This is a genomic window from Nocardioides sp. NPDC054178 (assembly GCF_055585005.1).
On the sequence record NZ_JBVJKY010000001.1, the window covers coordinates 1,127,820 to 1,154,325 of the forward strand.

The following is a 26,506-nucleotide window of genomic DNA, read 5'->3' on the forward strand; positions in this document are numbered from 1 at the left end:
TCGGCTGAATGTTCACCGAGGTAACTCGGTCAGCATCTGGCCCTAGTGACCGCGGCGGGTCCACTCCTCGGCGATCAGCTCGTAGGAGCGGACCCGGTCGGCGTGGTCGTGGGTGATGGTGGTGATGACGAGCTCGTCGGCCCCGACGGCCCGCTGGAGAATCTCGAGCTGGTCGGCGACCTGCGCGGCGGTGCCGACGAACTGGGTGTCGAGGCGGTCCTGGACCAGGGCCCGGTCCTCCTCGGTCCACTCCCACTCGCGGGCCTCGTCGGGGGTCGGGAACGGGATGGCGCCCTCGGCGGTGCGGATGGAGCGGACCCAGAGGCCGTAGCCGGTGGCGAGCTCGCGTGCCTCCTCCTCGGTCTCGGCGACCACCACGTCGGCGGAGACGGCGACGTGGGGCGCGGCGAGGGTGTCGGAGGGCGCGAACGCGGTGCGGTAGGAGTGGGCCGCCTCCAGGACGCCGGAGGGGTTGACGTGGTAGTTGGTCGCGAACCGGAGCCCCCGCTTGCCGGCCGCCTCGGCGCTCTCGCCGCCGCTGCTGCCGAGCACCCACAGCTCGAGCTCGGCGCCCTCGCCGGGGACGACCCGCGCCGCGGTGCCGGCGGCGTCGTGGTAGGTGCCGTCGATGAAGGCCAGGATCGTGTCGATCTGCTCGCCGTAGTCGGCGAAGGTCGCGCCGGGTAGCTGCAGGAGCTCCTTCTGGAGCTGGAACCGGGGCGACCCGAGCAGCCCGCGAGGGTCGAACTTCGGCGGGACGAGGAGGCCCTCCGGGGTGCGTCCGTCGACCAGCTCGACCGGGAGGTCCAGTGGCCCCGACGCACCGGGCCTGCCGCCGGAGCGCCCCAGGCCGAGGTCGATCCGCCCCGGGAACGCGGCGTCGAGCAGCCCGAACTCCTCGATCGTCGACAGCGCCGTCCGGTGACCCATCAGCACCGCGCCGGACCCGATCCGGATGGTCGAGGTGGCGCTGCCCAGCAGCGCCAGCACGACCGCCGGCGAGGTGCCCGCGACGCCGGGGTTGAGATGGTGCTCGGCGACCCAGTAGCGGTGGTAGCCGAACGACTCGGTCGCCTGCGCGAGCGCGACGGCGTTGCGCAGCGCATCGGCGCCGGACGCCCTGGAGGAGACGGGTACGAGATCCAGGACTGAGAGGGGTGTGCGGCTCATGCGTCCGGCCTTTCGTCGGCAGAGTCTTGGGTGGGGGAGCCCCAGCCCCAGGGCGGGTCGGGGAGGGCGGTACGCAGCGGAGCGGCCACCTCGGTCGCGAAGAGCTCCAGACTGTCTCGGTGCTGCTGCTCGGACAGACCGCTCGCATCGGCCTGGACGTGGACGACCTGGTGCCCGAAGCGGTCGTGGTAGCGGTGGATCTTCTCGATCACCTGCTGCGGCGACCCGACCAGCGCCGAGGACCGCTCGACGAAGTCCTCCAGGGTCGGGAAGACCGGCTCGAGCCCGAGGCTCGCCTGGAAGGCGAGCTGGCCCTCGAAGACCGGGCGATAGGCGGCGTACGCCTCCTGGCTGGTCGGCGCCACGTACAGCCCTGCCGTCCCGGCGCCGATCGCGATGTCGGCGGGGTCGTGGCCGTAGGCCGCCCAGCGCTCGCGGTAGTGGTCGACGAGCTCGCCGTAGGGCTCGATCGGGTTGGTGACGTTGGCCGAGAACAGCGGGTCGCCGTAGCGGGCGGCCAGGTCGACCGACTCCTGCGAGGTGGCGCTGCCGTGCCAGACCCGCACCGGCTGCTGCAGCGGCCGCGGCCAGACCTCGGCCTCGACCAGCTCCGGCCGGAACCTCGGGGTCGCCGTGACCCGGTCCTGCCGCCACAGTTTCCGGAAGATCTCGTAGGACTCGGCGTTCCGGTCCCACTGGTCCTCCGGCGTCACCTGGAACAGGTCGCGCTGCGCGGACCCGTTGCCCTTGCCGATGATCAGCTCGAGGCGGCCGTCGGAGAGGTGGTCGAGGGTGGCGTAGTCCTCGTAGGCCCGCACCGGGTCCAGCAGCGCCAGCGTCGTCACCGCGGTGAAGAGCCGGATCCGCTGCGTACGGGCGGCGAGGTGCGAGAGGACCACCGTCGGGGAGGAGGAGATGAACGGGCGCTCGTGCCGCTCACCGACCCCGAACCCGTCGAACCCGAGCTCCTCGGCGAGGACGGCGTTCGCGACGACCTCCTGGAACCGCTCGTACGTCGGCTTCTGCTGCCCCGTCACCGGATCGGGCCGGTGGACGATGAGCGTGATCGCCAGGAACCTCATCTGGTCGGCTCCCGGAGGCCGAGGTTCTCGCGGAGGGTGGTGCCCTCGTAGGAGGTGCGGAAGACGCCGCGCTCCTGGAGCAGCGGCACCACGTGGTCGACGAAGGGCGCCAGCCCGCCGGGGGTGATGTGGGAGACCAGGATGTAGCCGTCGGCCGCGTCGGCCTGGACGTAGTCGTCGATGGTGGACGCGATCGTCTCCGCCGAGCCGATGAAGCTCTGCCGGCCGGTGACCTCGACGATCGTCTCGCGGGTGCTCAGCCCCTTCTCCTGCGAGATCGCCCGCCAGCGTTCGGCCTGCTCGAGCCGGTCGCCGTGGGAGCGGGCGCTGGCGCGGCCCTTGGCGATCAGGTCGTCGTTCTCCGAGGGGTCGACGGCCGGGAGCGGGCCGTCGGGGTCGTGGTCGGAGAGGTCGCGGTTCCACAGCTGCTCGAGCAGCTTGATCGCGGTCGCGGGAGAGACCTGCTGCAAGCGGATCTCCCGGGCCAGCTCGACGGCCTCGGCGTCGGTGTCGGCGAGCACGAAGGTGGCTGCGGGCAGGATCAGCAGGTCCTCGTGACGGCGCCCGTGCTTCTCCAGGCGGCCCTTCACGTCGGTGTAGAACCGCTGGCCGTCCTCGAGATGGCTGTGCCGGGAGAAGATCGCGTCGGCCTTGGCGGCGGCGAACTCGCGGCCCTCCTCGGAGTCGCCGGCCTGGAAGATCACCGGGCGGCCCTGCGGGCTGCGCGGGACGTTGAACCGGCCGCTGATGTCGAACTGGGAGTCGTGGTGCGCGAACGCGCCCGCTGCCGGCGTCGACAGGAAGGCACCGGACGCCTTGTCGGCGAGGATCTCGTCGCCCTTCCAGGTGTCCCACAGGTGGGTCGCGGCGTCGAGGAAGGTCTTCGCGCGCTCGTAGCGCTCGCCCTGCGGCAGGTAGCCGCGGCGCCGGAAGTTCTCCCCGGTGAACGCGTCCCACGAGGTGACCACGTTCCAGGCGGCCCGGCCCTCGGAGAGGTGGTCGAGGCTCGCGAACTGGCGGGCGACCTCGTAGGGCTCGTTGAAGGTCGAGTTGATCGTGCCGGTCAGGCCGAGGTGGTCGGTGACCGCGGCGAGCGCGGCCAGGATCGTGAACGTGTCCGGCCGCCCGACCACGTCGAGGTCGTAGATCTCCCCGGCCTGCTCGCGCAGCCGCAGCCCCTCGGCGAGGAACATGAAGTCGAGCAGACCGCGCTCGGCGATCTGGGCGAACTCGACGAACGAGTCGAACTCGATGTGGCTGCCCGACGCCGGGTCGCTCCACACGGTCGTGTTGTTGACCCCGGGGAAGTGGGCGGCGAGGTGGATCTGCTTCTTCGGCTTGCTCATGCGGGGGTCCCCTCGGCGTTGGCGTAGCGGTTGACGGGGCGCGGCAGACCGAGCGCGCCCCGCAGGGTCGTCTCGTCGTACGCGTCGTGGAAGAGCCCGCGCCGCTGCAGCTCGGGCACGAGCTTCTGGGTGATCTGACGCAGGTCGTCGGGGAGCACCGCTGGCCGCAGCCGGAACCCGGAGAGCCCGGCGGCGTGCCAGGTCGCGAGGAGGTCGGCGAGACCGCTCGGGGTGCCGGTGAAGATCAGCGCGTCGGACTCGTACGCAGACCCGGCCGCCTCCTCGAGGCGGGCCAGCCGCTCCCGGGCGGCCTCCTCGGACTCGTCGAGGACGACGACGATGTCGCCGAAGACGTGGACGGTCTCGTCGTCGCGCCCGGCGGCGGTCTGGGCGGCCCGGATCTCGGCGGTGATCGAGGCGATGTCGGCGGCCGTCCGCGGGGTGACGAACCCGACGTCGGCCGAGGTGCCGACCAGCTCGAAGGGCCGGTCCCGGTGGGCGAGGGCCGCCACGACCGGCTGCCCCTGCGGTGGCCGCGGGGTGATCGACGGGCCTTTGACGTCGAAGTGGCGACCCTCGAAGTCGATGTAGTGGATCTTGTCGCGGTCGACGAACCGGCCGGTCGCGACGTCGCGGATCTCCGCGTCGTCCTCCCACGAGTCCCACAGCCGCCGCAGCACCTCGACGTAGTCGGCCGCCTCGTCGAACGCCTCCCGGATCAGCTCCGCGCCGGCGGGCGAGCTCAGGTCGGCGTAGGAGATCTCCGGGAACTCGCGCCGCCCGAGCAGGGCCGCATCGCGCGGTCGCGGCGCCACCTGAACCCGTACGCCGGCCCGGCCCCGGCTCACGTAGTCCAGCGTCGCGATCGCCTTGCTGAGATGGAACGGCTCCGTGTGGGTCACGACCACGGTCGGCACGATGCCGATGTGCCTGGTCAGAGGTGCGATCCGGGACGCGATCAGCACGGCGTCGAGGCGCCCGCGCACCCGGTCGGTGCGCTCGTCGTCCTCGGTGCCGAAGGGTGCGTCGGTCTGGATCGAGAGCGAGTCCTCGATCGTGACGAAGTCCAGCAGGCCGATCTCGGCCTCCCGGACGAGATCGGCCCAGTAGCCGGGTTTCAGGAGATCCCCGGGCCGGGCGTCCGGCTCCCGCCAGGCGGCCGGGTGCCACCCGGCGCCGTCGAGAGCCACGGCGAGTCGAAGACGAGGTGTGGGCGTGCTCATGGGTAAAAGTCTACTGACTTCATAAACTTAGTGAAGTGAGTTTCGGAGGGTGGACCGGCGGTCGGGCAGCCCGGCGGCGACCACGACGGCGGCGAGGAGGACCAGGACCGCGTTGACCGCGATGGCGACGTGCAGAGCCTCGAGCGAGGCGACACCGCCCGCGGCGGTGGCGACGGTGGACATGATCGGGATGCCGAGAGCGATCGCGACCTGCTGGGTCATCATCGCCAGACCGGTCGCCAGCCCCTGCTCGTGGTCGGGGAGCCCGGAGGTCGCCGCGACCATGAACCCGACGATCGCGGAGACGTGCCCGATGGCGCCGAGGAAGTTCATCAGGCCGAGGAACCACAACCAGCCGACCGAGGGTCCGATCAGGACGAGCGCGCCGGTGGTGACCGCCTGGATCGCGAGTCCGCCCGCCACGGTGTTGCGTACGCCGAAGGCCCCGATCACCCGCGAACCGACCGAGCCACCGATGATCGCCCCCAGCCCCATCGCGACGAGCATCAGCCCGGTCCGGAGCGCGTCGAGGCCGAGGACGTGCTGGAGGTACATCGTCAGCACGAAGACCAGCGACGACTCGAAGGCGAAGGTCGCGAAGCCGGCGATGTTGCCGAACCCGATCGTGCGCCGGGTGAGGATCCGGAGCGGGACCAGCGGGTGCGGGTGGACGGACTCGGCCCGCCAGAAGGCGAGCAGCAGGACCACCGCGACACCGATCGCCGCCAGGCCCCGCACGTCGGCGATGCCCGCCTCGCCCAGACGTGTCGCGCCGTAGACGAGCGCCAGCAGGCCGCCGGTCACCAGGACTGCACCCGGCAGGTCGAGCCGCGACCGCTCCCGGTCGGCCGAGTCACGCAGCACGAACGGCGCGACGGCGACCACCAGCAACGCGATCGGTACGTTGACCAGGAACGCCCAGCGCCACGACAGCAGATCGGTGAGCACGCCACCGAGCACGGCGCCCGCGGTGAACCCGGTCGACATCACCACGCTGTTCAGCCCCAGGGCACGCTGGCGCAGCGGTCCTTCGGGGAAGGAGACGGTCAGCAACGAGAGCGCCGCCGGGGTCACCGCGGCGGTGGCCAGGCCCTGGGCGACGCGCGCGGTGAGGAGCAGCTCGGGTGAGCGGGCGACCCCGCCGAGGAGCGAGGCCGCGCCCAGCGCGACCATGCCGATCAGGAAGACCCGCCGCCGGCCGACGTAGTCGCCGATCCGTCCGAAGAGCAGCGTGAACCCGGCCGCGCACAGCGCGAACGCGGTCGCGATCCACTGCACGTGGGCCTCGGCGAAACCGAGGTCCTCGCCGACGGTCGGCAGCGCCACGTTGAGGATCGAGAAGTCAACGGTGAGAGTGAATTGAGAGGCGAGCAGCAGCAGGAGCACCAGCAGCTGGCCGCGGGTCATGGCGGCGTCGCGTACGGGCTCGGCCTGGGTGGTCGTGGTCATGACACCAACGCTCGTGCGGCGCACGGGCATCAGCCAGACACCTGTCCTGCCATCCACCCGCGTGCCTGGCACTGACAGGGTCAGGAAGAAAAGGACGCGCGGACGCACTATAGGAACCATGACGACCGAGCTCGGAGAGTTCCTGCGCAGCCGCCGGGCGGCGATCAGTCCCGAGGAGGCCGGGCTGGTGTCCTACGGCGCCCGCCGCGTGCCCGGCCTCCGCCGTGAGGAGCTGGCGATGCTGGCCGGCGTCTCGCCGACCTACTACACCCGCCTGGAGCAGGCCGACCATCACAACGCCTCCGACGCCGTGATCGACTCGCTCGCCCGGGCGCTGCGGCTGAGCGCCGAGGAGCACGATCACCTGCGCAGGCTGGCCCGACCGATCCTCTCCGCCTCGGCGAGCGGCCGTAGCGAGGAGCCGCGTCCGAGCGCGGTGGCGATGCTGATGGACTATCCCGGGCCGGCGCTCATCATCGACCACGCCAACTACGTGCTCGCCTGGAACGATCTCGGTCACCGTCTCTTCGGTCACGGTCTGGACTTCGACGCCCCGTACGCCGGCCGTCCGGTGCGCCCCAACCTGGTCCGCCGGTTCTTCCTCGAGCCCGGCGGGCCCGAGCTCTTCGTCGACCCCGAGGCGACCGGGCTGCAGATGGTCGGCTTCCTGCGCTATTCCTCGGGTCTGCACCCCGACGACCACATCCTCAGCTGCCTGGTCGGCGAGCTCGTCCAGCGCAGCGACCTGTTCGCCGAGCTGTGGGCCGAGCATCCGGTCATGGACTGCGGCTACGGGATCAAGCGGCTGCGGCATCCGGTGGCCGGCCGGATGGACCTGGCGTACGAGGCGATGGTGCTCCCCGAGACCAGCCAGCGGATCGTGCTCTACCGCGCCGAGCCCGGCTCACCCTCTGCGGGCGCGCTGGAACGGCTCGCTCGCGGGTGACGTCCGGGGTAGTCCGGTAGCGAACTGTCTATTACTGGCGGGTATATGGACAGTTCGCTCCCGGACTACCCCGACAGCTCGCGGCTAGAGGTCCTTCGCGTACGTCGCCGGGGGAGCGCCGACGACGTCTCGGAACGTACGCACCAGGTGGGCCTGGTCGCTGAAGTCCAGCTCCGCGGCCACCGCGGCCCAGTCGACGTCGCCGGAATGGGCGCGGGCGGCGACCTCCAGCACGCGGAACCGCTGCACGACCCACTTCGGCCCGATCCCGACGTACTCGCTGAACAGGCGCTGCAGCGACCGCAGGCTCAGGCCGGCGTGGTCGGCGAGCTGCTCGGCCCGGGTGATCGAGCGGTCGTGCTCGGCGAGGGCCACCCAGCGGCGTACGTCGTCGGCCACCGGGTCCGTCGGGAGGCCCACCGCGAGGATGTAGGCCTCCATCGCCTCGGCCATCTCCTTCGGGTCCTCGGCAGCGAGGATGAGGTCGGCGGTCGGCCGGTCGTCGACGCCGAGGAGCTCCCCGGCCGCGACGACCTCGTCGGCGATCGTGCTGACCGGACGGCCGAGCACCGGGCGGAAGAGGCCGGGCAGGAACGAGACGCCGAGCGTGTGGCCGCGGCCGGTGAGATGCCGGACGAACGGGCGCCGGCCGATCCCGTGGACGAGCAGGCGACCGTCCTCGGCGGCGACGTGGATCCGTGGCTGCGGGATGACCTGCTGGTCGTGCGGCTGCTCGAGGTCCCAGCCGACGTACCAGTGGTAGTCCACGTGCGCCGCGATCTCGGGGGAGGGCGCGAACCGCTCGGTCGTGATCGTCCTGGCGGCCGTCACCGGCCGCACGATCGCGTCGGGATAGCCCCTGCCCTCCGTCTGGCCAGCCATGCCCCCACGATATGGCGCGTTCCTTCAATCCTGCGCCCCTGTTCCGCGAGCAGGCTGGACCCATGACGACCTACAGCAACACCTACAGCAACAAGGCAAGCACCACGATGACCGTCGCGCGCTGGCACGAGGCGGCCTACGTCGACATCGACGGCGAAGGCACCACGATGGGCGACGACGTCTACATCCCCCACCGCGGCCTGACCACCGCCGAGACCGACTACACCTATGCCGGCGAGATCCAGGGCACGGGCGTCGCACGGATGATCGGCGCCTATGGCAACCCCGCCGGCGGTGCGGTCTTCGAGGCGTACGAGCAGTTCACCGGCTCCATCGCCGGCCAGGAGGGGTCGTGCGTGTGGCGGATCAGCGGGACGTACGCCGACAAGACCGTCCGCTCCCACCTCACCGTCATCCCCGGCCTCGGCACCGGCGGCCTCGAAGGGCTCGTGGGTGAGGCCGACATGGTCCTCTCCGAGGAGGGCGGTGGGGAGGCGTACGGCTTCGTCCTCTCCTACGACTGGAGCTGAACGCGGGGGCGGGGGATGTGGGCGGAGGTGGACTGGCCGACCCAGGCGGGGAGGGCGCGGCGTACGTCCTCGGCGGCGGCGATGGTGACCATCTCGGCGCGAAGCGCCATCGGCCAGGCGAGGTCGCCGCGCCAGATCTCGGTGAGCGTACGCAGGCTGCAGGTGACCCGGGCGTCGACCTCGAACCCGGGGTCGAAGTCGCAGACCTCGGCCTGGTCGGCGGAGACCACGAGCCACCAGCGGGCGGCCTTCGGGTCGACGTCGGTGAGGCGGAACTCGACCACGGTGCGTTGCCGCGGCCACACCTCGATCGGGATCGTGCGGCGCATGTCCCAGAAGAGCAGGTGGGGGTCGAGGTCGGCCTGGCCGAGCTCGCCGACCCAGCGGATGCCCCACTCGTTGAGCGCGGTGACGACGGTGGCGAGCTCCTGGCCGCTGTCGGTCAGGTGGTAGGACGTACGTTGCCCCTCGCCGCGGCGCTGGATGATGCCCGCGCGCTCCAGGGTGCGCAGCCGCTTGGAGAGCAGGGCGGGCGACATCTTCGGTACGCCTCGGCGAAGCTCGTTGAAGTGGGTGCTGCCGAGCAGCAGCTCGCGCACGACGAGCAGCGTCCACCGCTCGTCGAGCACCTCCATGGCCTTCGCCACCGGACAGAACTGGCCGTATCCCGCCATCGGACCGCCTTCCTCGCAGCCCGAGATCCCTGCTCTCAGTAGACCGCTGACGGGGACGGCTGGCAAGTACAGATCCTGAACCGGCGGCGGTTCAGATCCGGCACTATCCGCCGACGGCCGGGCCGGGTGACGCTGAAGCCTCCAGATCACATCTCGGGTCCACGTCTTTGGAGGAAGACATGACCGCAACACCTGTTTCACCCGACCTGAAGGCCCGCCACCGCGTCATGTGGGGCCTGGGAAACTATGCCCGGGTCGCCGACGAGCTCATCCCCGAGCTCGGCCAGGTGATCGTCGAGGCCTGCCGGATCGGGCCTGGCGACCGGGTACTCGACATCGCCGCCGGCACCGGGAACGCCGCGATCCCCGCCGCGCTCGCCGGAGCAGAGGTGACCGCGAGCGACCTGACGCCGGACCTGCTCGAGATCGGGCGATCGCACGCGGCCGAGGCCGATGCGGACACGATCGAGTGGAAGGTCGCCGACGCTGAGGCGCTGCCGTTCGACGATGCCGAGTTCGACGTCGCCATGTCCACCGTCGGGATCATGTTCGCGCCGTTCCACGAGAAGGCCGCCGCCGAGCTGGTCCGGGTGGTGCGGCCGGGCGGCCGGATCGGGCTGATCAGCTGGACGCCGGAGGGCTTCATCGGCCAGATGTTCGCGGCGATGAAGCCCTTCGTGGCGCCGCCGCCCGAGGGTGCGCAGCCGCCTCCGCGGTGGGGCGACGAGACCCACGTACGCGGCCTCCTGGGTGACGCGGTGAGCGACGTCCGGGCCGAGAAGCGGACGGTCGGGATCGACGCGTTCACGACCGGTGCGGAGTTCCGTGACTTCTTCAAGGCCTGCTACGGCCCGACGATCGTCGCCTATCGCGGGATCGCCGACGACGAGTCCCGGACCGCTGCCCTCGACGCCGCGCTCGCCGAGCTGGGGGACCGCTATGTCACGGACGGAGTGATGCAGTGGGAGTACCTGCTGCTGACCGCGGTGCGTAGCTAGCCCCCGTCGGTGCGTGTGGCCTTTCCGATCTCGATCCGGTCCCGTGGAACAATCCGTCCTGTGACTGAGATCGAGATCGGCCGGGCCAAGCGAGCACGACGGGCGTACGCCTTCGACGACGTGGCGATCGTGCCGTCGCGGCGCACCCGCGACACCACCGAGGTGAGCACCGACTGGCAGATCGACGCCTACCGCTTCGACATCCCGCTGATCGCGGCGCCGATGGACTCGGTGATGTCGCCCTCGACCGCGATCGCGATGGGCAAGCTCGGCGGCCTCGGGGTGCTCAACCTCGAGGGTGTGTGGACCCGGTACGACGACCCGCAGCCGCTGCTCGACGAGCTGGCCGAGCTGAGCGGTGTCGACGCGACCCGGCGCCTGCAGGAGATCTACGAGGCCCCGATCCGGGCCGAGCTGATCACCGAGCGGCTGCGTGAGGTGCGCGCCTCGGGCGTGACCGTTGCCGGGGCGCTGTCCCCGCAGCGTACGAAGGAGTTCGCCAAGGCCGTCGTCGACGCCGGCGTCGACCTCTTCGTCATCCGCGGCACCACGGTCTCGGCCGAGCACGTCTCCTCGCAGGCCGAGCCGCTCAACCTCAAGGAGTTCATCTACGAGCTCGACGTGCCGGTGATCGTGGGCGGGTGCGCGACCTACCAGGCCGCTCTGCACCTGATGCGCACCGGCGCGGCCGGCGTCCTGGTCGGCTTCGGCGGCGGTGCGGCCCACACGACCCGGACGGTGCTGGGTGTCGCGGTGCCGATGGCCTCGGCCGTCGCGGACGTGGCCGCTGCGCGTCGTGACTACCTCGACGAGTCCGGCGGCCGCTACGTCCACGTCATCGCCGACGGCGCCGTCGGCCGCTCCGGCGACATCGCCAAGGCGATCGCCTGCGGTGCCGACGCGGTCATGGTCGGTAGCCCGTTCGCGCGGGCGACGGACGCCCCCGGCAAGGGATTCCACTGGGGCAACGAGGCCCACCACGCCGACCTGCCCCGCGGCGAGCGCGTCGCCTTCGAGCCCGTCGGCACCTTCGAGGAGGTCCTCTTCGGTCCTTCGCACGTCGCCAACGGCACCATGAACCTCGTCGGCGCCCTCAAGCGCGCCATGGCCACCACCGGCTACACCGACCTCAAGGAGTTCCAGCGGATCGAGGTTGTCGTCGGCTAGCAGGTCCCGAGCGAAGCGAGGGAGCTGCGCCGGCGACAAGATCGAGCAAGCGCGCGGCGGGCAAGCGAAGCGCGCCCGGCGCGACCGGGCGTCGAGATCTACGCGTCGGCTGACCCGCCGTAGCCGAGAAGTCGCTCCCGCAGGCCGAGAGGTCGCTCCCGCAGGCCGAGACGTCACCCTGGTGACGTCTCGGCCTGTTTGTGTGACGCCTCGACAACGACCTGGGGGCTTTCCCGCCATCGCGGGAATCTGATCCCGGTCGAACCCTGCCGAGGCGTCACGTACGTCGGTCGAGATGTCAGGCCGGTCGGTCGAGACGTCACGTACGTCGGTCGAGACGTCACGCCAGTCGGCCGAGGCGTCGCGTACGTCGGCCGAGGCGTCACCCCCGCCGGTCGAGACGTCACACTGGTCGGCCGAAGCGTCACGCCGGTCGGCCGAAGCGTCAAGTACGTCGGTCGAGACGTCAGGAGATGACGCATGGGCCGACGGGGGTGACGCTTCGGCCGACGGCAGTGACGCTTGGGTCAACCGGGGTGACGCCTCGACCGGCGGCAGTGACGCCTCGACCGACCCGGGTGACGCCTCGACCGACGGGCGTGACGCCTCGACCGACGGGCGTGACGCTTCGGCCGACCGGGGTGACGCCTCGACCAACGGCAGTGACGCCTCGACCAACGGTGGTGACGCCTCGACCAACGGTGGTGACGCTTGGGCCGACGGGGGTGACGCTTCGACCGACCGGGGTGACGTTTCGCCCGACGGGGGTGACGCTTCGACCGACCGGGGTGACGTTTCGCCCGACCGGGGTGCCGCCTCGACCGACCGGGGTGCCGCCTCGCCCGACCGGGGTGACGCCTCGACCGACCGGGCCGACTTCTCGGCATTGCTTGGACAGTGACCTTCCATGTTCTTGGACGACCCCGTAGAGTGACCGCTGTCACCACCTAAGCAAGCGCTTAGATTAGCCGAGCACACGAGGGATTGAGCATGTCGAGGTTCGAGGGACGTACGGCGATCATCACCGGGGCCAGCCGGGGCATCGGTCTGGGCATCGCCCAGCGGCTGGTGGATGAGGGGGCGAAGGTCGTCATCACGGCGCGCAAGCCCGAGGCGCTCGAGGAGGCGGTCGAGGGGCTCGGTGGCAAGGCCGTCGCCCTCGGCATCGCCGGCAAGGCCGACGACCCGGCTCACCAGGAGGAGGTCGTCACGACCGCGATCGAGACGTTCGGTAGCGCCGACCTGCTGGTCAACAACGCCGGTATCAACCCGAAGGCGGGCGGTCTGATCGACATGGACCGCGAGTCGGCCCGCAAGACCGTCGAGGTCAACTGCCTCTCGCCGATCGGCTGGACCCAGCAGGTCTGGCGGCAGTGGATGTCCGAGCACGGCGGCGCGATCGTCAACATCTCCTCGGTGGCCGGCCTGGCCCCGACGCCCCTCATCGCCACCTACGGCGCGAGCAAGGCGATGCTCAGCTACATCACCCAGGAGCTCTCGGTCGAGCTCGGCCCGAAGGTACGTGTCAACGCGATCCTCCCGGCCGTGGTGAAGACCAAGTTCGCCGAGCTCCTCTACGAGGGCCGCGAGCAGGAGGTCTCGGCGGCCTACCCGCTCAAGCGTCTCGGCACCCCCGAGGACATCGCCGGCGTCGCCTCCTTCCTCCTCTCCGAGGACGCCGGCTGGATGACCGGCCAGCTCGTCACCGTCGACGGCGGCCTCACCCTCGCCGGCGGACGCGTCTGATGCCCATCGCACCCGACAGCACCGCCGTCGTCACCGGCGCCGCGGGCGGGATCGGCCGCGCCCTGGCCGCCCGCCTCGTCGCCGAGGGCGTCCGCGTCGTGGTCAACGACATCGACGCCGTACGCCTCGAAGAGACCGCCAAGGAGATCGGCGCCCATCCGGTGGCCGGTGACGCGGCCTCCGTCGAGGGCGTGACGACCCTGGTCGAACGAGCGAAGGACCACCTCGGCCAGATCGACGCGTGGTACGGAAATGCAGGCATCGACCGCGGCATCGGCCTGGACTGTCCCGAGGAGGACTGGCAGGCGTCGTACGAGGTCAATGTCATGGCCCATGTCCGGGCAGCGCGGCTCCTCGTCCCCGAATGGGTCGAGCGCAAGGCCGGTCGCTACGTGGTGACCGCGAGCGCGGCGGGGCTGCTGATGATGGTCGGTACGCCGACCTACTCGGTCACCAAGCACGGCGCGGTCGCCTTCGCGGAGTGGCTCTCGGCGACCTACCGCCATCACGGGATCGTCGTCCAGGCGATCTGCCCGCAGGGCGTGCAGACCGGGATGCTCGAGCGCTCGGGGCCGATGGCGGGCCTGCTCAGCCGCGACGGAGCGCTGACGCCCGAGCAGGTCGCGGACGCCGCCTGGGAGGCGACGACCGACGACCGCTTCCTGGTGCTCCCGCACCCGGAGGTGGGCGACTACTACGCCGCGCGGGCGACACAGACCGACAAGTGGCTCGGCGGGATGAACCGACTCTGGCAGCACGTGGAGGGACAGGTATGAAGGCGTGGCGGATCAACGAGCTCGGTGAGCCGAAGGACGTGATGAGGCTCGAGGAGGTGTCCGACCCGACCCCCGGGGCCGGACAGCTCGTCGTGAAGGTGCTGGCCAGTCCGGCCAACTTCCCCGACGTCCTGATGGCCCGAGGTCTCTACCAGGTCAAGCCTGAGCTGCCGTTCACCGCCGGTGTCGAGCTGTGCGGTGAGGTGGTGACCCTCGGTGAGGGCGTCGAAGGATTCCAGGTCGGCGACCGCGTGATCGGCGGCGGCTCCCTGCCGTACGGCGGCTTCGGCGAGTTCGCCCTGATGGACGCCGCGACCACCTTCGCGGCTCCCGAGGCGCTCACCGACGCCGAGGCGTCGAGCCTCTACATCGGCTACCAGACCGGCTGGTTCGCGCTGCACCGCCGCGCCCACATCCAGCCCGGCGAGACGCTGCTCGTGCACGCCGCGGCGGGTGGCGTCGGCAGCGCCGCGATCCAGCTCGGCAAGGCCGCCGGCGCGACGGTGATCGGTGTCGTCGGCGGGCCCGAGAAGGCGGCGGTGGCGAAGCAGCTCGGTGCCGACGTCGTGATCGACCGCCACACCGAGGACTTCGTGAAGGTGGTCAAGGAGGTCACCGGTGGCAAGGGCGCCGACGTGATCTACGACCCCGTCGGCGGCGACACCTACGACCGCTCCACCAAGTGCATCGCCTTCGAGGGCCGGATCCTGATCATCGGCTTCGCCGGCGGCCGCATCCAGGAGGCGGCGCTCAACCACGCCCTGATCAAGAACTACTCGATCGTCGGGCTCCACTGGGGCCTCTACAACATGCTCGGCCCCGAGCTCGTCAAGCAGTGCCACGCCGAGCTCACCCGGATGGCGGCCGAGGGCTCGATCAAGCCTCTGGTCAGTGAGGAGCTGTCGCTGGAGGAGGTGGCCGACGGCGTCCAGCGTCTTGCCGACGGCACCACGGTCGGACGGGTCGTGTACGTCGCATGAAGGCGGTCATCTTCGACTACGGCGGGGTGCTGACCACGCCGATCGGCGACTCGATCCGGGCCTGGCTGAAGGCCGACGGCATCAAGCCGGAGAGCTTCACGACGGTGCTCAAGGAGTGGCTGGGTCGCTACGCCGACGCCGGCACCCCGATCCACCGCCTCGAGCTCGGTGAGCTCTCGGTCAAGGAGTTCGACAGGCTCCTGGCCGCCCGCCTGGAGACGTACGACGGTAGCCCGGTCGATCCCGAAGGCATCCTGTCCCGGCTCTTCGCCGGGATGCGACCCGACCCGCAGATGTTCGCGCTGGCCGAGGAGCTCCGTGACGCCGGCATCCGGCTCGCCCTGCTCTCCAACAGCTGGGGCAACTTCTACCCTCGCAAGCAGGTCGACGCGCTGTTCGAGGTGGTGGTGATCTCCGAGGAGGTCGCCATGCGCAAGCCGGAGGCGCCGATCTTCGACCGCACCCTGAGCAGGCTCGGTCTCCCGGCCGAGGAGTGCCTCTTCATCGACGACGCGGAGCCCAACGTCCTCGGGGCCCGGGCGGTCGGTCTCGACGCCCTGCTCCATACCGACCCGGCGAGCACCCGAGCAGCGCTCGCCCGCATGATTCCTGCACTCGGAGGTGCCGCGTGACGACCGAATCCCTGCCCGGCCTCGATCTCGACAGGCTCGGCCCCTGGTTCGCCGAGAACGTCGTCGGCGCGGGCAGCGCCCTGAGCGCGACCCACATCTCCGGGGGCAAGTCCAACCTGACGTACGCCGTCTCCGACGGCACCCACGAGTGGATCGTCCGGCGCCCGCCCCTGGGGCACGTGCTCGCCACCGCGCACGACATGAAGCGTGAGCACACGGTGATCACCGCGCTGCGCGAGACCGACGTGCCGGTGCCGCACACCTTCGCGTTCTGCGACGACGAGGACGTGCTCGGGGCGCCGTTCTATGTGATGGAGAAGGTCGACGGCCGGCCCTACCGCTACGCCCGCGAGCTCGAGCCGCTGGGCGCCGAGCGGACCCGGGCGATCTCGGAGCAGCTCATCGACGTGATGGCCGCGCTGCACGCGGTCGACCCGGCCGCGGTAGGGCTGAGCGAGTTCGGCCGCCCGGAGGGGTTCCTGAGCAGGCAGGTCCGCCGCTGGAAGAAGCAGCTCGAGGCGTCGTACTCCCGCGATCTTCCGGCCGCCGACGAGCTCCACGCGCTGCTCGAAGCGCGGGTGGGCGCCGCCGAGGCCGCCTCGACCGGGCCGGGGATCGTGCACGGCGACTACCGGCTCGACAACGTCCTCACCGACGAGGCCGACCAGATCAAGGCGGTCGTCGACTGGGAGATGGCCACGCTCGGCGACCCGGTCACCGACCTGGCGATCCTGCTCACCTACCAGCGGATGGCCACGGTCTCCGGCGACGGCACCGTGACCGACGTCAGCAACGCACCCGGCTGGCTCTCCGAGGACGAGATCATCGCTCGCTACGACGCGGCCAGCCCGCGCGACCTGAGCGAGTTCGGCTTCTACCTCGGCCTGGCCGCCTACAAGCTCGCCGCGATCCTCGAGGGGATCCACTACCGCTACCTCAAGGGCCAGACCGTCGGGCCCGGTTTCGACAAGATCGGGGACGGGATCCACCCGCTCCTGGACATGGGCATCACCGCGATGAAGGGACAGTAAGCGTGGACTTCGCACCCGGCGCCAGGACCGAGGAGCTCGTCGCCTCGGTATGGGACTTCCAGAAGACGTACGTCGAGCCGAACGAGGCCGTCTTCGACGAGCAGCTCGCGGCCCAGGAGGACAAGTGGGCCTGGGACAGCGTGCCGGTCCTCGGCGAGATCCGTGCCGAGGCCCGCAAGCGCGGCCTGTGGAACCTCTTCCTGCCCGGTGAGGGCGGGGCGGGGCTGACCAACCTGCAGTACGCCCCGCTGGCCGAGATCACCGGCCGCAGCCACCTCGCGCCGGCGGCGTTCAACTGTGCCGCGCCCGACACCGGAAACATGGAGGTGCTCCACGACTTCGGCAACGAGGCGCAGAAGAAGGAGTGGCTCTCGCCGCTGCTGGAGGGAGAGATCCGCAGCGCCTTCGCGATGACCGAGCCGGCCGTCGCCTCCTCCGACGCGACCAACATCGAGACCTCGATCGCGCTCGACGGCGACGAGTACGTCATCAACGGCCGCAAGTGGTGGATCACCGGCGCGATGAACCCGAACTGCAAGATCTTCATCGTGATGGGCAAGACCGACCCGTCCGCCGAGCGCCACCAGCAGCAGTCGATGATCCTGGTGCCGCGCGACACCCCGGGCCTCACGATCAAGCGCGGCATGGAGGTCTTCGGCTACGACGACCACGACCACGGCGGCCACGCGGAGCTGGTCTTCTCCGACGTACGCGTGCCGGTGGGCAACCTGATCGGCACCGAGGGCATGGGGTTCGCGATCGCGCAGGCGCGCCTGGGCCCCGGTCGCATCCACCACTGCATGCGCTCCATCGGCCTGGCCGAGCGGGCGATCGAGCTGATGTGCGCGCGGGTCGAGGAGCGGGTCGCCTTCGGCAAGCCGCTCTCCGAGCAGGGCGTGATCCGCGACTGGATCGCCGAGTCGCGGGTACGCATCGAGCAGCTGCGCCTCCTCGTCCTCAAGACCGCCTGGTTGATGGACACGGTCGGCAACAAGGGTGCCCACACCGAGATCCAGGCGATCAAGATCGCCACCCCGGCGACCGTCCAGTGGATCCTCGACAAGGCGATCCAGGCCCACGGCGCCGGTGGCCTCTCCCAGGACTTCCCGCTGGCCAAGTCCTACGCCGGCATCCGTACGCTGCGGTTCGCCGACGGCCCCGACGAGGTGCACAAGAACGCCCTGGCCAAGGCCGAGCTGCGCAAGCAGGCAGCCCGTCGAGAGGGCCGGCAGTGACTCCCGAGGAGATCGAGGGCCGGGTGACGGAGTTCCTGGCCGAGCACCCGGTCGCGACGACGGAGCCGAGCGAGTTCCTGCACGCCCGCTACCGGGCCGGGCTCGCGTGGGTCGCGTTCCCCGAGGGCGAGGGTGGCCTCGGTGCCTCCCGGGCCCTGCAGCCGCTGGTGAACGACCTCTTCGAGGCCGCCGGCGCCCCCGACAACAACCCGCGCCGCAACGGGATCGGGCTCGGCATGGCCGCGCCGACGATCCTCGCCTACGGCACCCCGGAGCAGAGGTCGCGCTTCCTGGAGCCGCTGTGGTGCGGCGACGAGATCTGGTGCCAGCTCTTCTCCGAGCCCGGCGCCGGCTCCGACCTCGCCGGGCTGGCGACGCGGGCGGTCCTCGACGGCGACGAGTGGGTCGTCAACGGGCAGAAGGTGTGGACCTCGGGCGCCCACAACGCGGACTTCGCGATCCTGGTCGCCCGCACCGACCCGGACGTCCCCAAGCACCGCGGTCTGACCTACTTCTTGTGCGATATGCACGATCCGGGCGTCGAGGTGCGGCCGCTGCGCCAGATCACCGGCGAGGCGGAGTTCAACGAGGTCTTCCTGACCGATGTCCGCATCCCCGACGCCCACCGCCTCGGCGCGGTCGGGCAGGGCTGGGAGGTCGCCAACGCCACCCTCAACAACGAGCGCGTCGCCATCGGCGGGGCCGCCATGCCCCGCGAGGGCGGGATGCTCGGCGTGGTCGCCGAGTCGTGGCGGGAACATCCGGAGAACCACACCCCGGAGCTGCGCGACCGGCTCCTGCGGCTCTGGGTCGAGTCGGAGGTGGCCCGCCTGACCGGGGCACGGCTCCGGCAGAAGCTGGCCGTCGGCCAGCCCGGCCCCGAGGGGTCGGCGATGAAGCTGTCCTTCGCCACCATCAACCAGCGGCTCACCGGGCTCGACCTCGAGCTGCGGGGTGAGGAAGGTCTTCGCTACGAGGACGGCGACGGCTGGGCGATGGTCCGCCCCGAGCACGTCGACTTCGGCGGCCGCGACGCCGTCTACCGCTACCTGCGCGCCAAGGGCAACTCGATCGAGGGCGGCACCTCGGAGATCCTGCGCAACATCGTGGCCGAGCGCGTCCTCGGCCTCCCCGGGGAGCACCGGGTCGACAAGGACGTGGCCTGGAAGGAGATCCCGCGATGAGCGTCTCTGAAGTCGGACTGCTCGACAACGAGCTCGATGCCGACCTGCGTACCACGGTCAGGTCGTTCCTGTCCGAGCGCTGCGAACCCGCCGAGGTCGTCAAGGCCTACGACGGGGACAGCTCGCTCACGCCGGTCCTGTGGAAGGGGATCGCCGGCGACCTCGGGCTCGCGGGCCTGCTGATCCCGGAGTCGTACGGCGGCGCCGGGGCATCGGCCCGTGAGGCAGCCGTGGTCCTGGAGGAGCTGGGGCGCTCGGTCGCCCCTGTGCCTTTCCTGACCAGCGCGGTCGTCGCGACCTCGGTCCTGCTGGCCGGGCCGACCGAGGCCGGTGCGGCGCTGCTGGGTGGACTGGCGGCGGGGGAGCGCACCGCGGCCCTGGTCGCGCCCCTCCCGGCGGCCACCGTCCAGCCGCTGGGGCCCGTCGAGACCGAGATCCGATCGGTGGCCGGCGCTCTGGAGGCCGACACCCTCCTGGTGCCGGTGACGACGCCCGACGGCGTCGAGATCCGGGCCGTCGCCGCGGACCGGGCGACGATCACCCCGGTGAGCTCGCTCGACATGACCCGCCGGCTCGCCGACGTACGCCTGGACCCGGCCGCCGGCGAGGTGGTCGTGGTCGCGGAGCACGGTGCCGACGCCGTACGTGCGGGTCTGCTGGCCGGGGCCGCGCTGATGGCCTCGGAGCAGGTCGGGGTGGCGCAGTGGTGCCTGACCACGACGGTGGACTACCTCAAGGTCCGGCGGCAGTTCGGCCGGATCGTGGGTGGCTATCAGGCGCTCAAGCACCGGCTCGCGGACCTCTACACCAACGTCGAGGGGGCCGGCGCGGCCGCGCGCTACGCCGCCGGGGCGCTGGCGCTCGGGGACGCCGAGGAGACCGCGATCGCGACCCATGTCGCCGCCGCGTACTGCGGCGACCTCGCCGTCACCGCGGCCGAGGAGGCGGTGCAGCTGCACGGCGGCATCGGCATGACCTGGGAGCACCCCGCCCACCTCTACCTGAAGCGGGCCAAGGCCGATCAGATCGCGTACGGCCTCCCCGGCCTCCACCGCGACCGCCTCGGCTCCCTGGTCGACATCTAGCCTGCTGGTCGAGCCGTCGTTCGTCCCTCACGACGACGGCTCGACCAGCGTGGCTATTTCTCCAGGGCCATCAGAGCGAGCGCCAGGAGCAGGCGGTCGCCGGGATCGGAGATGCTCCGGTCGGTGAGGTCCTGGATCTGCTTGATGCGGTAGATCACCGTGTTGCGGTGGCAGATCAGGTCCTCGGCGGCGTGGGTGGGGGAGCCGCCGTGCGCGATGAGCGCGCGCAGCGTCGCCAGCAGCACGTCGGACTGGTGCGTCGGCTGCGCCAGGATCGGGCCGAGGGTGCGGCGGACGAGCAGCGAGGAGACCGCGGGCGAGGCGGTCAGCAGCACCTGCGGCAGGCGGTCGTCGACGACCGCGATGTCCGTACGCCCCCGGGGCACCGTCTCCACCGTGTGCGTGGCGAGCTGGAACGCGGTGCCGAAGCCGCTGAGGTCGTCGGCGGTGGCGATCCCGACCCGGCCCGAGTTGCAGCAGGCGAGCTGCTCGACGAGCTCGGCGACGGCCTCGGCGACCGGGCGCGACCCCAACGGGACGAGCCCGAAGTGGTGGTCCCCGCGGACGTGCCAGAACGACACCAGCCCGGCCTTCTCCAGCCGGTCGTCGGGGTTGCGCAGCGGTGAGTCGCGGTTGCCGTCGAAGGCGGCGATCACGCAGGCCATCTGCGCGTCGGCGGCGACCCCGAGGATCTCCTGCACCTCGGCGGCGAACGCGGGGTCGCCACCGCGGCCCTCCGCGAGCCCGTCGAGGAGCCTGCCCTGGAGCTGCAGGTCGCGACGCTGCAGCAGCGCCGCCTCCTTCCGGTAGGCGGCCGACATCACCGAGTTCTGCACGTCCAGGTCGGTCCACACCTGGCGCCCGGCAAGCACCATCACCCGGTCGTCGATGCCCAGCGCCGCCTGCTGGTGGACCATCGCCTCCCACAGCATCCTGGTGCCGACCGTGTAGGCGTTGAGGCAGTACTCCAGAGGTACGCCCTGCCGCGCCCGCCGCCGGCCGGTCTCGCGCCACAGGTCGACGGGATTGGCTCCCGGGGTGAGCCCGGCCATGGCCCGAATGCCGCGGCGTACGTGCTCCCGGGTGCTCGAGCGCAGGTCGGCTCGCACCGACGGCTCGGCGTTCTGGTGCCACTCCGGCTGGATCGCGATCAGGGTCAGCGTGATGTCGTCGGCGATCGCGTCCGCCTGGCTCACCAGCGAGGCCCAGGCACGCTCCACCAGCGGACGGAGCTCCGCGTCGGGAGCTGTGTCGCTCATCACACCCATGTGCGGAGCGTCCCATGCCGACTGCCCCATCCGCCACCGAACCAGGGAATCCCAGACGCAGCGCCCGAAGGATTTTGGGCGCAGTGCCCATATCCCCCGTTGTGCGGAGAGTCCAAAGTGAAACCCGTCACATCAGGTGAAGGGAGCACGATGCAGAAGTCCGGCGAAGACCCACCGCTGTTCGCGGTCGAGGGCGTCTCGGTCCGGTTCGGGGGCGTACGCGCCCTCGAGGACGTCTCCTTGGCGGTCGCGCCCCATGAGGTGCTCGGCGTCATCGGCCCCAACGGCGCCGGCAAGACCACCCTGTTCAACGTCGTGTGCGGGTTCGTCACCCCCGCCGAGGGCGAGCTCCGCCTGCGCGGCGAGACGATCCACGGCCTCCGCCCGCACCAGCTCGCCGGCCACGGCATCGCCCGGACACTGCAGGGACTCGGGCTCTTCGAGCGGATGACGGTGCTCGACAACGTGATGGTCGGAGCCGACCGTCTCGCCCGCGCCGGCTTCGTGCGTGGGCTGCTCGGGATCGGCCACCGCGACGACGCCCGGCTGGCCGCCAAGGCGCGAGAGGTCCTGGGCGAGCTCGGCATCGAGTCGTACGCCGCCCGCTACCCCGGCAGCCTGCCCTACCCGATCCGGAAGAAGGTCGCGCTCGCGCGGGCCCTGGTCGCCGAGCCGGAGCTGTTGCTCCTCGACGAGCCCGCCAGTGGGCTGAGCGCCGAGGAGATGACCGAGCTCGGCGAGATCATCACCGGCCTGACCGAGCGCACCGCGGTGATGCTCGTCGAGCACCACATGGACCTGGTGATGTCGGTCTGCCACCGCATCACGGTCCTCGACTTCGGCCGCGTCATCGCCGCCGGCTCACCCGACGAGATCCGCAACGACCCGGCCGTCCTCGCCGCCTACCTGGGCGACCAGGTCGAGCACGACGACGACGCCGAGGTCCACGCACTCACCGCCGAGGAGGCCTGATGTTCGCCGTCGAGGACCTGAGCGCTGCGTACGGACCCGTCAAGGCGCTCAACGGCGTCACTTTCACCGCGTCGAGAGGCCAGGTCACCGCGGTCCTGGGCGCCAACGGCGCCGGCAAGACCACGCTGCTGCGCACGGTGTCCGGCCTGGTGAGGTCCACCCGGGGCACCGTGAAGCTGGACGGCAAGGACATCACGCGCACCGCGACCGAGAAGCTGACCTCGTACGGCCTCTGCCACGTCCCGGAGGGGCGCGGTGTGATCGCCGAGCTGACTGTCATCGAGAACCTCCGGCTCGGCGGGCTGCACCGTGCGACCGGCTCCGAGCCGATGCCGGTCGAGCGGGTCTTCGAGCTCTTCCCGCGGCTGGGCGAGCGCCGCGACGCGACCGCCCATCAACTGTCCGGCGGCGAGCGGCAGATGCTCGTCATCGGCCGCGCGCTGATGGCGCGTCCGACCGTGCTCCTGCTCGACGAGCCCTCCCTGGGGCTCGCGCCCCGGGTGGTGGCCCAGATCTTCGACCTGCTCCGCGGGCTGGTGCAGACCGAGGAGCTCACCGTCGTCCTGGTCGAGCAGAACGCCCGCAGTGCCCTGTCCATCGCTGACCACGGCGTCGTGCTCAACCTCGGCAAGGTCGTCGCCTCGGCGCCGGCCGCCGAGCTGGCCGCCGACGAGCAGCTCCGCCACGCCTACCTCGGGTTCTAGGGAGACCACACGATGCAACAGTTCCTCGACACCACCCTCGGTGGCCTGGTCCTGGGCGCGGTCTACGCCGCGTTCGCGCTGGCCCTGTGCCTGATCTGGCGCTCGACCCGGATCGTCAACTTCGCCCAGGCGGCGATGGCGATGGTGACCACCTACATCGCGCTCTCGCTGATCAACGCCGACGTGCCCTACTGGGTCGCCTTCCTGGCCGCGATCGCCGCCGGGTTCGGGCTCGGCGCCGTGATCGAGCGGGTGATCATCCGCCCGGTCGAGGGCAAGGCCGAGCTCAACGCGGTCATCCTCACCCTGGGTCTGTTCATGGTGCTCCACGGCCTGACCGCGATCACCTTCGGTGTCCAGCACCGCGGCTTCCCGGCCCCGGTCAGCACCAACGCGATCTCGGTGGGGGACACCTCGATCGGCATCACCCCGTTCGGCATCCTGACGATCGTCGTGGTCGCCCTCGTGATGGCCGGGCTCGTGGTCCTCTTCCGCTTCACCGACCTGGGGCTGCGGATGCGGGCGGCCGCGTTCAACGGCGAGGTCTCCCGACTCCTGGGCGTACGCGTCGGCCGCATGCTGACCCTCGGCTGGGCGCTCGCGGCTGCCGTGGGTGCGGTGGCCGGGATGCTCATCGCCGGCGGCGACCTGGTGAACCCGGCGTTCATGGACCCGTTCGTGATCTACGGCTTCATCGCCGCCGTGCTGGGTGGCCTCGACTCACCGCTCGGGTCGGTGATCGGCGGCCTGATCCTCGGGCTCTCGCTCTCCTACGTCACCGGCTACGTCGGTGAGCACCTGGCGCCGCTGGTCGCGCTCGGGATCTTGATGGTGGTGCTGCTGGTGCGTCCCAGCGGCCTCTTCGCGGCGGCCGCGGCCAGGAGGGTCTGACCCATGGAACGACTGCGCTCCCTCTTCGGTCCGCTCGTCCGTCCGGTGACGTCGGTGCCCCTGGCACGCCACCTGGTGGTGGCCCTGGTCGCCCTGGTGGTGGCGATGGCGGTCATCGGCAGCTCCAGCCAGTACCTGCAGACCCGCTACGCCGAGATGGCCTACTTCGCCATCGCCGCCGGCGGTCTCACCCTCCTGACCGGCCTCTCCGGCCAGCTCTCCCTGGGCCACGGCGCGCTCATGGCCGTCGGGGCGTACGCCGCCACCCTGGTGCTCGAGCGCACCGGCGGCGAGACCCTGGCCGACGTCTTCCTCGCCCTGCTCGTCGCGATCGCGGTCTGTGCCGCGGTCGGGGTGGTGGTCGGGGTGCCGGCGGCGCGGCTGCACGGGCCCTACATCGCCGGCGCGACCCTGACGCTGGCGGTCGCGGTGCCCCGGCTGGCCAACCAGTGGGACGTCCTCGGCGGGGAGCAGGGGCTGCAGGTGTCCGTGCCCCGCGCGGCCGAGCTCCCGGCGTGGATCCAGGATCTGGTCTGGTTCTTCACCGCCGTCGAGATCGACCAGTACTCCTTCCTCGCCTACCTCGGCTGGCTGCTCCTCGCGATCACCTTCGTGGCGCTCGCCAACCTGAGCCGCTCGCGGGTCGGTCGTCGCTGGCGGGCGGTGCGGGACGACGACGTCTCCGCCGAGCTGGCGGGCATCCACCTGGGCCGCGCCCGCGTGGTCGCCTTCACCGTCAGCGCCATGGCTGCCGGGCTCGCCGGCGGCCTGATGGCCATGAACGTACGTCTCACGGCGCCGGGCGCGTTCACGATCACGCTCTCGCTGACGCTGCTGGCCGCGGTCGTCCTGGGTGGGCTCGGCAGCCTGACCGGAGCGCTCATCGGGGCCGGCGTGCTCGCCTTCCTTCCTCACTTCGCGACCGATCTCGGGGAGTCGGCCGGGCTCAGCGCCACCCAGGCCGCGGAGGTCACGCCGGTGGTCTACGGCCTGGTGCTGATGCTCGTCATCCTCCTCGCTCCGGCGGGGATCGTCGGCAGCCTGCGCGCGTTCCTGGCGCGTACGTCCCTCACCTCATCTCTCACCTCATCTCTCGGGCAAACCAAGGAGAAGACAACATGAGAAACACTGCACGCAGAGCCGTCCAGGTCGTCTGTGTCCTCACCACTGCCTCGCTCCTCGCTGCCTGCGGCGCGGGGAAGGAGCGGCCCTCCGAGGACGGCACGGCGGTCGGCGTCACCGACACCACGATCAAGGTCGGGGCGCACTTCCCGCTGACCGGCCCCGCCGCGCCCGGCTACTCGGAGATCCCGTCCGGCCATCAGGCCTTCTATGAGTACGTCAACGACAACGGTGGCGTCCACGGCCGCGAGATCGAGATGGTCGTCAAGGACGACGCCTACAACCCGACCAACACCAGCGCCGTCACCAACGACATGATCCTGCAGGACGAGATCTTCGCGATGGTCTCGGGTCTCGGCACCCCCACGCACCGCGCGGTCGTGCAGCGGCTCAACGACGACGGCATCCCGGACCTGTTCGTCTCCAGCGGCTCGCTGCAGTGGGGCGACGACCCCCAGAAGAGCCCGATGACCTTCGGCTGGCAGACGGACTACGAGATCGAGGGCAAGGTCATCGGCCAGTACGTCAAGGAGAACATGCCCGACGCCAAGGTCGGCCTCTTCCTGCAGGACGACGACTTCGGCGAGGACGGCGAGAAGGGCGCGCGGCAGTTCCTCGACACCCAGATCGTCGACGTGCAGAAGTACACGCCGGGCGGCTCGACCGACTTCTCCCCGCAGATGTCCTCGTTCAAGTCCAAGGGCGTCGACCTGGTGATCGGCTTCAACACCCCCTCCTACACCGCGCTGAGCCAGATCGCCGCGCAGGGCGTCGGCTTCAAGTCGAAGTGGTTCTACTCGAACGTGGGCTCGGACCCGGCGCTCGTCGGCGGGCTGCTGGCCTCGATGACCAAGGGCAAGATCCCCGCCGAGCAGGGCGTGAAGCTGATGGACGGGATGATGACGACCGAGTACCTCAGCGGCGTCGACGCTCCTGACGACGAGTGGGTCAAGCTGTGGCAGAAGGTCTGGGACGACTACTCCAAGAAGGGCTCGGAGAAGCTGACCAACTACCGGATCTACGGCATGGCGCAGGCCTACACCCTCGTCCAGGCGCTGCAGGCCAACGGCAAGGACCTGACCCGGGAGTCGATCGTGGAGACGATCGAGAAGGAGGGCTCCTCCTTCGAAGGGCCCGGGCTGGCTCCGTTCCGGTTCTCCGAGGACTCCCACATGGGCATCTCCGGGATGAGCGTGGTCGAGATCAAGAACGGTGCCTCCGAGCCGCTCACGCCGGTCCTCGTCACCGACATCGGCGATGCTCCCATCGAGGAGGACGACAGCGCCGCCTCGGACGCCCCGCCCTCGTCCGGGCTGCCTGAGTGAGTGTCGGGCGGCGTGATCGGTACTGATCAGTAGGTTGCCGCACGTTCACGGACCGGCCTCGGTTACAGTGGTTGACCCTCACTAACGC

At 70.8% G+C, this 26,506-nt stretch carries 26 protein-coding genes; 18 read left to right on the forward strand and 8 right to left on the reverse strand.

All coding sequences use genetic code 11. From position 1 onward, the window contains the following. Nucleotides 1–42: 42 nt before the first annotated feature. The 5 genes from ACZ6WN_RS05425 to ACZ6WN_RS05445 are packed head-to-tail and all read right to left on the reverse strand — an operon-like array spanning nt 43 to nt 6,270. A complete protein-coding gene (locus ACZ6WN_RS05425; RefSeq protein WP_465863194.1) occupies nt 43–1,170 on the reverse strand; it encodes an LLM class flavin-dependent oxidoreductase in 1,128 nt (375 codons plus the stop codon). After that, nucleotides 1,167–2,252: an LLM class flavin-dependent oxidoreductase gene (locus tag ACZ6WN_RS05430; RefSeq protein ID WP_465863196.1), complete on the reverse strand. Its 1,086-nt coding sequence runs from the start codon at nt 2,250–2,252 to the stop codon at nt 1,167–1,169. The genes ACZ6WN_RS05425 and ACZ6WN_RS05430 overlap by 4 nt, the downstream gene beginning before the upstream one ends. Continuing rightward, nucleotides 2,249–3,598, reverse strand: a complete 1,350-nt coding sequence (locus ACZ6WN_RS05435) for an NtaA/DmoA family FMN-dependent monooxygenase (RefSeq protein ID WP_465863197.1) — start codon at nt 3,596–3,598, stop codon at nt 2,249–2,251. Before ACZ6WN_RS05435 ends, ACZ6WN_RS05430 begins: the two co-directional genes overlap by 4 nt. Continuing rightward, a complete protein-coding gene (locus ACZ6WN_RS05440; protein ID WP_465863199.1) occupies nt 3,595–4,821 on the reverse strand; it encodes an LLM class flavin-dependent oxidoreductase in 1,227 nt (408 codons plus the stop codon). The genes ACZ6WN_RS05435 and ACZ6WN_RS05440 overlap by 4 nt, the downstream gene beginning before the upstream one ends. Before the next feature lie 27 nt (nt 4,822–4,848). Beyond that, nucleotides 4,849–6,270, reverse strand: a complete 1,422-nt coding sequence (locus tag ACZ6WN_RS05445) for an MFS transporter (RefSeq protein WP_465863200.1) — start codon at nt 6,268–6,270, stop codon at nt 4,849–4,851. Between the two features lie 118 nt (nt 6,271–6,388). Between ACZ6WN_RS05445 and ACZ6WN_RS05450 the strand changes: the two genes are divergently transcribed. Then, on the forward strand, nt 6,389–7,216 hold the full coding sequence (locus ACZ6WN_RS05450) for a helix-turn-helix transcriptional regulator (protein ID WP_465863201.1): 828 nt from the start codon (nt 6,389–6,391) through the stop codon (nt 7,214–7,216). An 84-nt stretch (nt 7,217–7,300) separates the two neighbouring features. On the opposite strand, the gene ACZ6WN_RS05455 is transcribed toward ACZ6WN_RS05450, so the two are convergent. Beyond that, nucleotides 7,301–8,098 (reverse strand): DUF6597 domain-containing transcriptional factor, encoded by a 798-nt coding sequence (locus tag ACZ6WN_RS05455; RefSeq protein ID WP_465863203.1) that lies wholly within the window; start codon nt 8,096–8,098, stop codon nt 7,301–7,303. Nucleotides 8,099–8,160: 62 nt separating this feature from the next. Here ACZ6WN_RS05455 and ACZ6WN_RS05460 point away from each other — a divergent pair, with 62 nt between their 5' ends. Then, nucleotides 8,161–8,628, forward strand: a complete 468-nt coding sequence (locus ACZ6WN_RS05460; RefSeq protein WP_465863204.1) for a DUF3224 domain-containing protein — start codon at nt 8,161–8,163, stop codon at nt 8,626–8,628. Here the strand turns inward: ACZ6WN_RS05460 and ACZ6WN_RS05465 are convergent. Continuing rightward, nucleotides 8,613–9,302, reverse strand: a complete 690-nt coding sequence (locus tag ACZ6WN_RS05465; RefSeq protein WP_465863205.1) for a winged helix-turn-helix transcriptional regulator — start codon at nt 9,300–9,302, stop codon at nt 8,613–8,615. The two genes, ACZ6WN_RS05460 and ACZ6WN_RS05465, sit on opposite strands and share 16 nt — an antisense overlap. Before the next feature lie 179 nt (nt 9,303–9,481). On the opposite strand from ACZ6WN_RS05465, the gene ACZ6WN_RS05470 reads away from it, so the two are divergent. From ACZ6WN_RS05470 to ACZ6WN_RS05520, 11 genes are all read left to right on the forward strand, one after another. Next, nucleotides 9,482–10,300, forward strand: a complete 819-nt coding sequence (locus tag ACZ6WN_RS05470) for a class I SAM-dependent methyltransferase (RefSeq protein ID WP_465863207.1) — start codon at nt 9,482–9,484, stop codon at nt 10,298–10,300. Nucleotides 10,301–10,360: 60 nt separating this feature from the next. Next, complete coding sequence (locus ACZ6WN_RS05475) at nt 10,361–11,467, forward strand: GuaB3 family IMP dehydrogenase-related protein (protein ID WP_091051839.1); 1,107 nt, start codon at nt 10,361–10,363, stop codon at nt 11,465–11,467. Nucleotides 11,468–11,762: 295 nt separating this feature from the next. After that, nucleotides 11,763–12,368, forward strand: a complete 606-nt coding sequence (locus ACZ6WN_RS05480; protein WP_465863209.1) for a hypothetical protein — start codon at nt 11,763–11,765, stop codon at nt 12,366–12,368. A gap of 89 nt (nt 12,369–12,457) precedes the next feature. Further along, a complete protein-coding gene (locus tag ACZ6WN_RS05485) occupies nt 12,458–13,213 on the forward strand; it encodes an SDR family oxidoreductase (RefSeq protein ID WP_465863211.1) in 756 nt (251 codons plus the stop codon). Beyond that, nucleotides 13,213–13,989, forward strand: a complete 777-nt coding sequence (locus tag ACZ6WN_RS05490; protein ID WP_465863212.1) for an SDR family oxidoreductase — start codon at nt 13,213–13,215, stop codon at nt 13,987–13,989. The genes ACZ6WN_RS05485 and ACZ6WN_RS05490 overlap by 1 nt, the downstream gene beginning before the upstream one ends. Further along, nucleotides 13,986–14,969 (forward strand): NADPH:quinone oxidoreductase family protein, encoded by a 984-nt coding sequence (locus ACZ6WN_RS05495; protein WP_465863214.1) that lies wholly within the window; start codon nt 13,986–13,988, stop codon nt 14,967–14,969. The genes ACZ6WN_RS05490 and ACZ6WN_RS05495 overlap by 4 nt, the downstream gene beginning before the upstream one ends. After that, nucleotides 14,966–15,601, forward strand: coding sequence for an HAD family hydrolase (locus ACZ6WN_RS05500; RefSeq protein ID WP_465863215.1), 636 nt, complete (start codon nt 14,966–14,968; stop codon nt 15,599–15,601). The genes ACZ6WN_RS05495 and ACZ6WN_RS05500 overlap by 4 nt, the downstream gene beginning before the upstream one ends. Further along, nucleotides 15,598–16,632 carry a phosphotransferase family protein gene (locus ACZ6WN_RS05505; protein WP_465863217.1) on the forward strand — a complete coding sequence of 345 codons (1,035 nt, stop codon included), beginning with the start codon at nt 15,598–15,600 and terminating at the stop codon, nt 16,630–16,632. Before ACZ6WN_RS05500 ends, ACZ6WN_RS05505 begins: the two co-directional genes overlap by 4 nt. A gap of 2 nt (nt 16,633–16,634) precedes the next feature. Beyond that, entirely contained in the window at nt 16,635–17,867 is a 1,233-nt protein-coding gene (locus ACZ6WN_RS05510; protein WP_465863218.1) for an acyl-CoA dehydrogenase family protein, read from the forward strand. After that, the gene (locus ACZ6WN_RS05515; protein WP_465863220.1) at nt 17,864–19,051 is read left to right on the forward strand and encodes an acyl-CoA dehydrogenase family protein; all 1,188 of its coding nucleotides are present in this window, start codon (nt 17,864–17,866) and stop codon (nt 19,049–19,051) included. The genes ACZ6WN_RS05510 and ACZ6WN_RS05515 overlap by 4 nt, the downstream gene beginning before the upstream one ends. After that, entirely contained in the window at nt 19,048–20,136 is a 1,089-nt protein-coding gene (locus ACZ6WN_RS05520; RefSeq protein WP_465863221.1) for an acyl-CoA dehydrogenase family protein, read from the forward strand. The genes ACZ6WN_RS05515 and ACZ6WN_RS05520 overlap by 4 nt, the downstream gene beginning before the upstream one ends. A 53-nt stretch (nt 20,137–20,189) precedes the next feature. Here ACZ6WN_RS05520 and ACZ6WN_RS05525 read toward each other — a convergent pair whose 3' ends face one another. Continuing rightward, nucleotides 20,190–21,395 carry a PucR family transcriptional regulator gene (locus tag ACZ6WN_RS05525; RefSeq protein ID WP_465863222.1) on the reverse strand — a complete coding sequence of 402 codons (1,206 nt, stop codon included), beginning with the start codon at nt 21,393–21,395 and terminating at the stop codon, nt 20,190–20,192. 159 nt (nt 21,396–21,554) lie between these two features. Here ACZ6WN_RS05525 and ACZ6WN_RS05530 point away from each other — a divergent pair, with 159 nt between their 5' ends. The 5 genes from ACZ6WN_RS05530 to ACZ6WN_RS05550 are packed head-to-tail and all read left to right on the forward strand — an operon-like array spanning nt 21,555 to nt 26,418. Continuing rightward, nucleotides 21,555–22,376 (forward strand): ABC transporter ATP-binding protein, encoded by an 822-nt coding sequence (locus ACZ6WN_RS05530; protein WP_465863224.1) that lies wholly within the window; start codon nt 21,555–21,557, stop codon nt 22,374–22,376. Then, entirely contained in the window at nt 22,376–23,080 is a 705-nt protein-coding gene (locus tag ACZ6WN_RS05535) for an ABC transporter ATP-binding protein (RefSeq protein ID WP_465863225.1), read from the forward strand. The genes ACZ6WN_RS05530 and ACZ6WN_RS05535 overlap by 1 nt, the downstream gene beginning before the upstream one ends. Before the next feature lie 12 nt (nt 23,081–23,092). Beyond that, nucleotides 23,093–23,971 (forward strand): branched-chain amino acid ABC transporter permease, encoded by an 879-nt coding sequence (locus ACZ6WN_RS05540; RefSeq protein ID WP_465863226.1) that lies wholly within the window; start codon nt 23,093–23,095, stop codon nt 23,969–23,971. 3 nt (nt 23,972–23,974) lie between these two features. Next, nucleotides 23,975–25,093 carry a branched-chain amino acid ABC transporter permease gene (locus ACZ6WN_RS05545; RefSeq protein WP_465863227.1) on the forward strand — a complete coding sequence of 373 codons (1,119 nt, stop codon included), beginning with the start codon at nt 23,975–23,977 and terminating at the stop codon, nt 25,091–25,093. Then, complete coding sequence (locus tag ACZ6WN_RS05550) at nt 25,090–26,418, forward strand: ABC transporter substrate-binding protein (RefSeq protein ID WP_465863228.1); 1,329 nt, start codon at nt 25,090–25,092, stop codon at nt 26,416–26,418. Before ACZ6WN_RS05545 ends, ACZ6WN_RS05550 begins: the two co-directional genes overlap by 4 nt. Nucleotides 26,419–26,506 lie beyond the last annotated feature (88 nt).

Coding starts and splice junctions, on each gene's coding strand:
- ACZ6WN_RS05440 (WP_465863199.1), bottom strand. CDS start 4,821: ATGAGCACGCCCACACCTCGTCTTCGACTCGCCGTGGCTCTCGACGGC.
- ACZ6WN_RS05450 (WP_465863201.1), top strand. CDS start 6,389: ATGACGACCGAGCTCGGAGAGTTCCTGCGCAGCCGCCGGGCGGCGATC.
- ACZ6WN_RS05500 (WP_465863215.1), top strand. CDS start 14,966: ATGAAGGCGGTCATCTTCGACTACGGCGGGGTGCTGACCACGCCGATC.
- ACZ6WN_RS05530 (WP_465863224.1), top strand. CDS start 21,555: ATGCAGAAGTCCGGCGAAGACCCACCGCTGTTCGCGGTCGAGGGCGTC.
- ACZ6WN_RS05445 (WP_465863200.1), bottom strand. CDS start 6,270: ATGACCACGACCACCCAGGCCGAGCCCGTACGCGACGCCGCCATGACC.
- ACZ6WN_RS05535 (WP_465863225.1), top strand. CDS start 22,376: ATGTTCGCCGTCGAGGACCTGAGCGCTGCGTACGGACCCGTCAAGGCG.
- ACZ6WN_RS05435 (WP_465863197.1), bottom strand. CDS start 3,598: ATGAGCAAGCCGAAGAAGCAGATCCACCTCGCCGCCCACTTCCCCGGG.
- ACZ6WN_RS05470 (WP_465863207.1), top strand. CDS start 9,482: ATGACCGCAACACCTGTTTCACCCGACCTGAAGGCCCGCCACCGCGTC.
- ACZ6WN_RS05460 (WP_465863204.1), top strand. CDS start 8,161: ATGACGACCTACAGCAACACCTACAGCAACAAGGCAAGCACCACGATG.
- ACZ6WN_RS05520 (WP_465863221.1), top strand. CDS start 19,048: ATGAGCGTCTCTGAAGTCGGACTGCTCGACAACGAGCTCGATGCCGAC.
- ACZ6WN_RS05485 (WP_465863211.1), top strand. CDS start 12,458: ATGTCGAGGTTCGAGGGACGTACGGCGATCATCACCGGGGCCAGCCGG.
- ACZ6WN_RS05455 (WP_465863203.1), bottom strand. CDS start 8,098: ATGGCTGGCCAGACGGAGGGCAGGGGCTATCCCGACGCGATCGTGCGG.
- ACZ6WN_RS05465 (WP_465863205.1), bottom strand. CDS start 9,302: ATGGCGGGATACGGCCAGTTCTGTCCGGTGGCGAAGGCCATGGAGGTG.
- ACZ6WN_RS05430 (WP_465863196.1), bottom strand. CDS start 2,252: ATGAGGTTCCTGGCGATCACGCTCATCGTCCACCGGCCCGATCCGGTG.
- ACZ6WN_RS05545 (WP_465863227.1), top strand. CDS start 23,975: ATGGAACGACTGCGCTCCCTCTTCGGTCCGCTCGTCCGTCCGGTGACG.
- ACZ6WN_RS05495 (WP_465863214.1), top strand. CDS start 13,986: ATGAAGGCGTGGCGGATCAACGAGCTCGGTGAGCCGAAGGACGTGATG.
- ACZ6WN_RS05525 (WP_465863222.1), bottom strand. CDS start 21,395: ATGAGCGACACAGCTCCCGACGCGGAGCTCCGTCCGCTGGTGGAGCGT.
- ACZ6WN_RS05425 (WP_465863194.1), bottom strand. CDS start 1,170: ATGAGCCGCACACCCCTCTCAGTCCTGGATCTCGTACCCGTCTCCTCC.
- ACZ6WN_RS05490 (WP_465863212.1), top strand. CDS start 13,213: ATGCCCATCGCACCCGACAGCACCGCCGTCGTCACCGGCGCCGCGGGC.
- ACZ6WN_RS05540 (WP_465863226.1), top strand. CDS start 23,093: ATGCAACAGTTCCTCGACACCACCCTCGGTGGCCTGGTCCTGGGCGCG.
- ACZ6WN_RS05480 (WP_465863209.1), top strand. CDS start 11,763: ATGTCAGGCCGGTCGGTCGAGACGTCACGTACGTCGGTCGAGACGTCA.
- ACZ6WN_RS05550 (WP_465863228.1), top strand. CDS start 25,090: ATGAGAAACACTGCACGCAGAGCCGTCCAGGTCGTCTGTGTCCTCACC.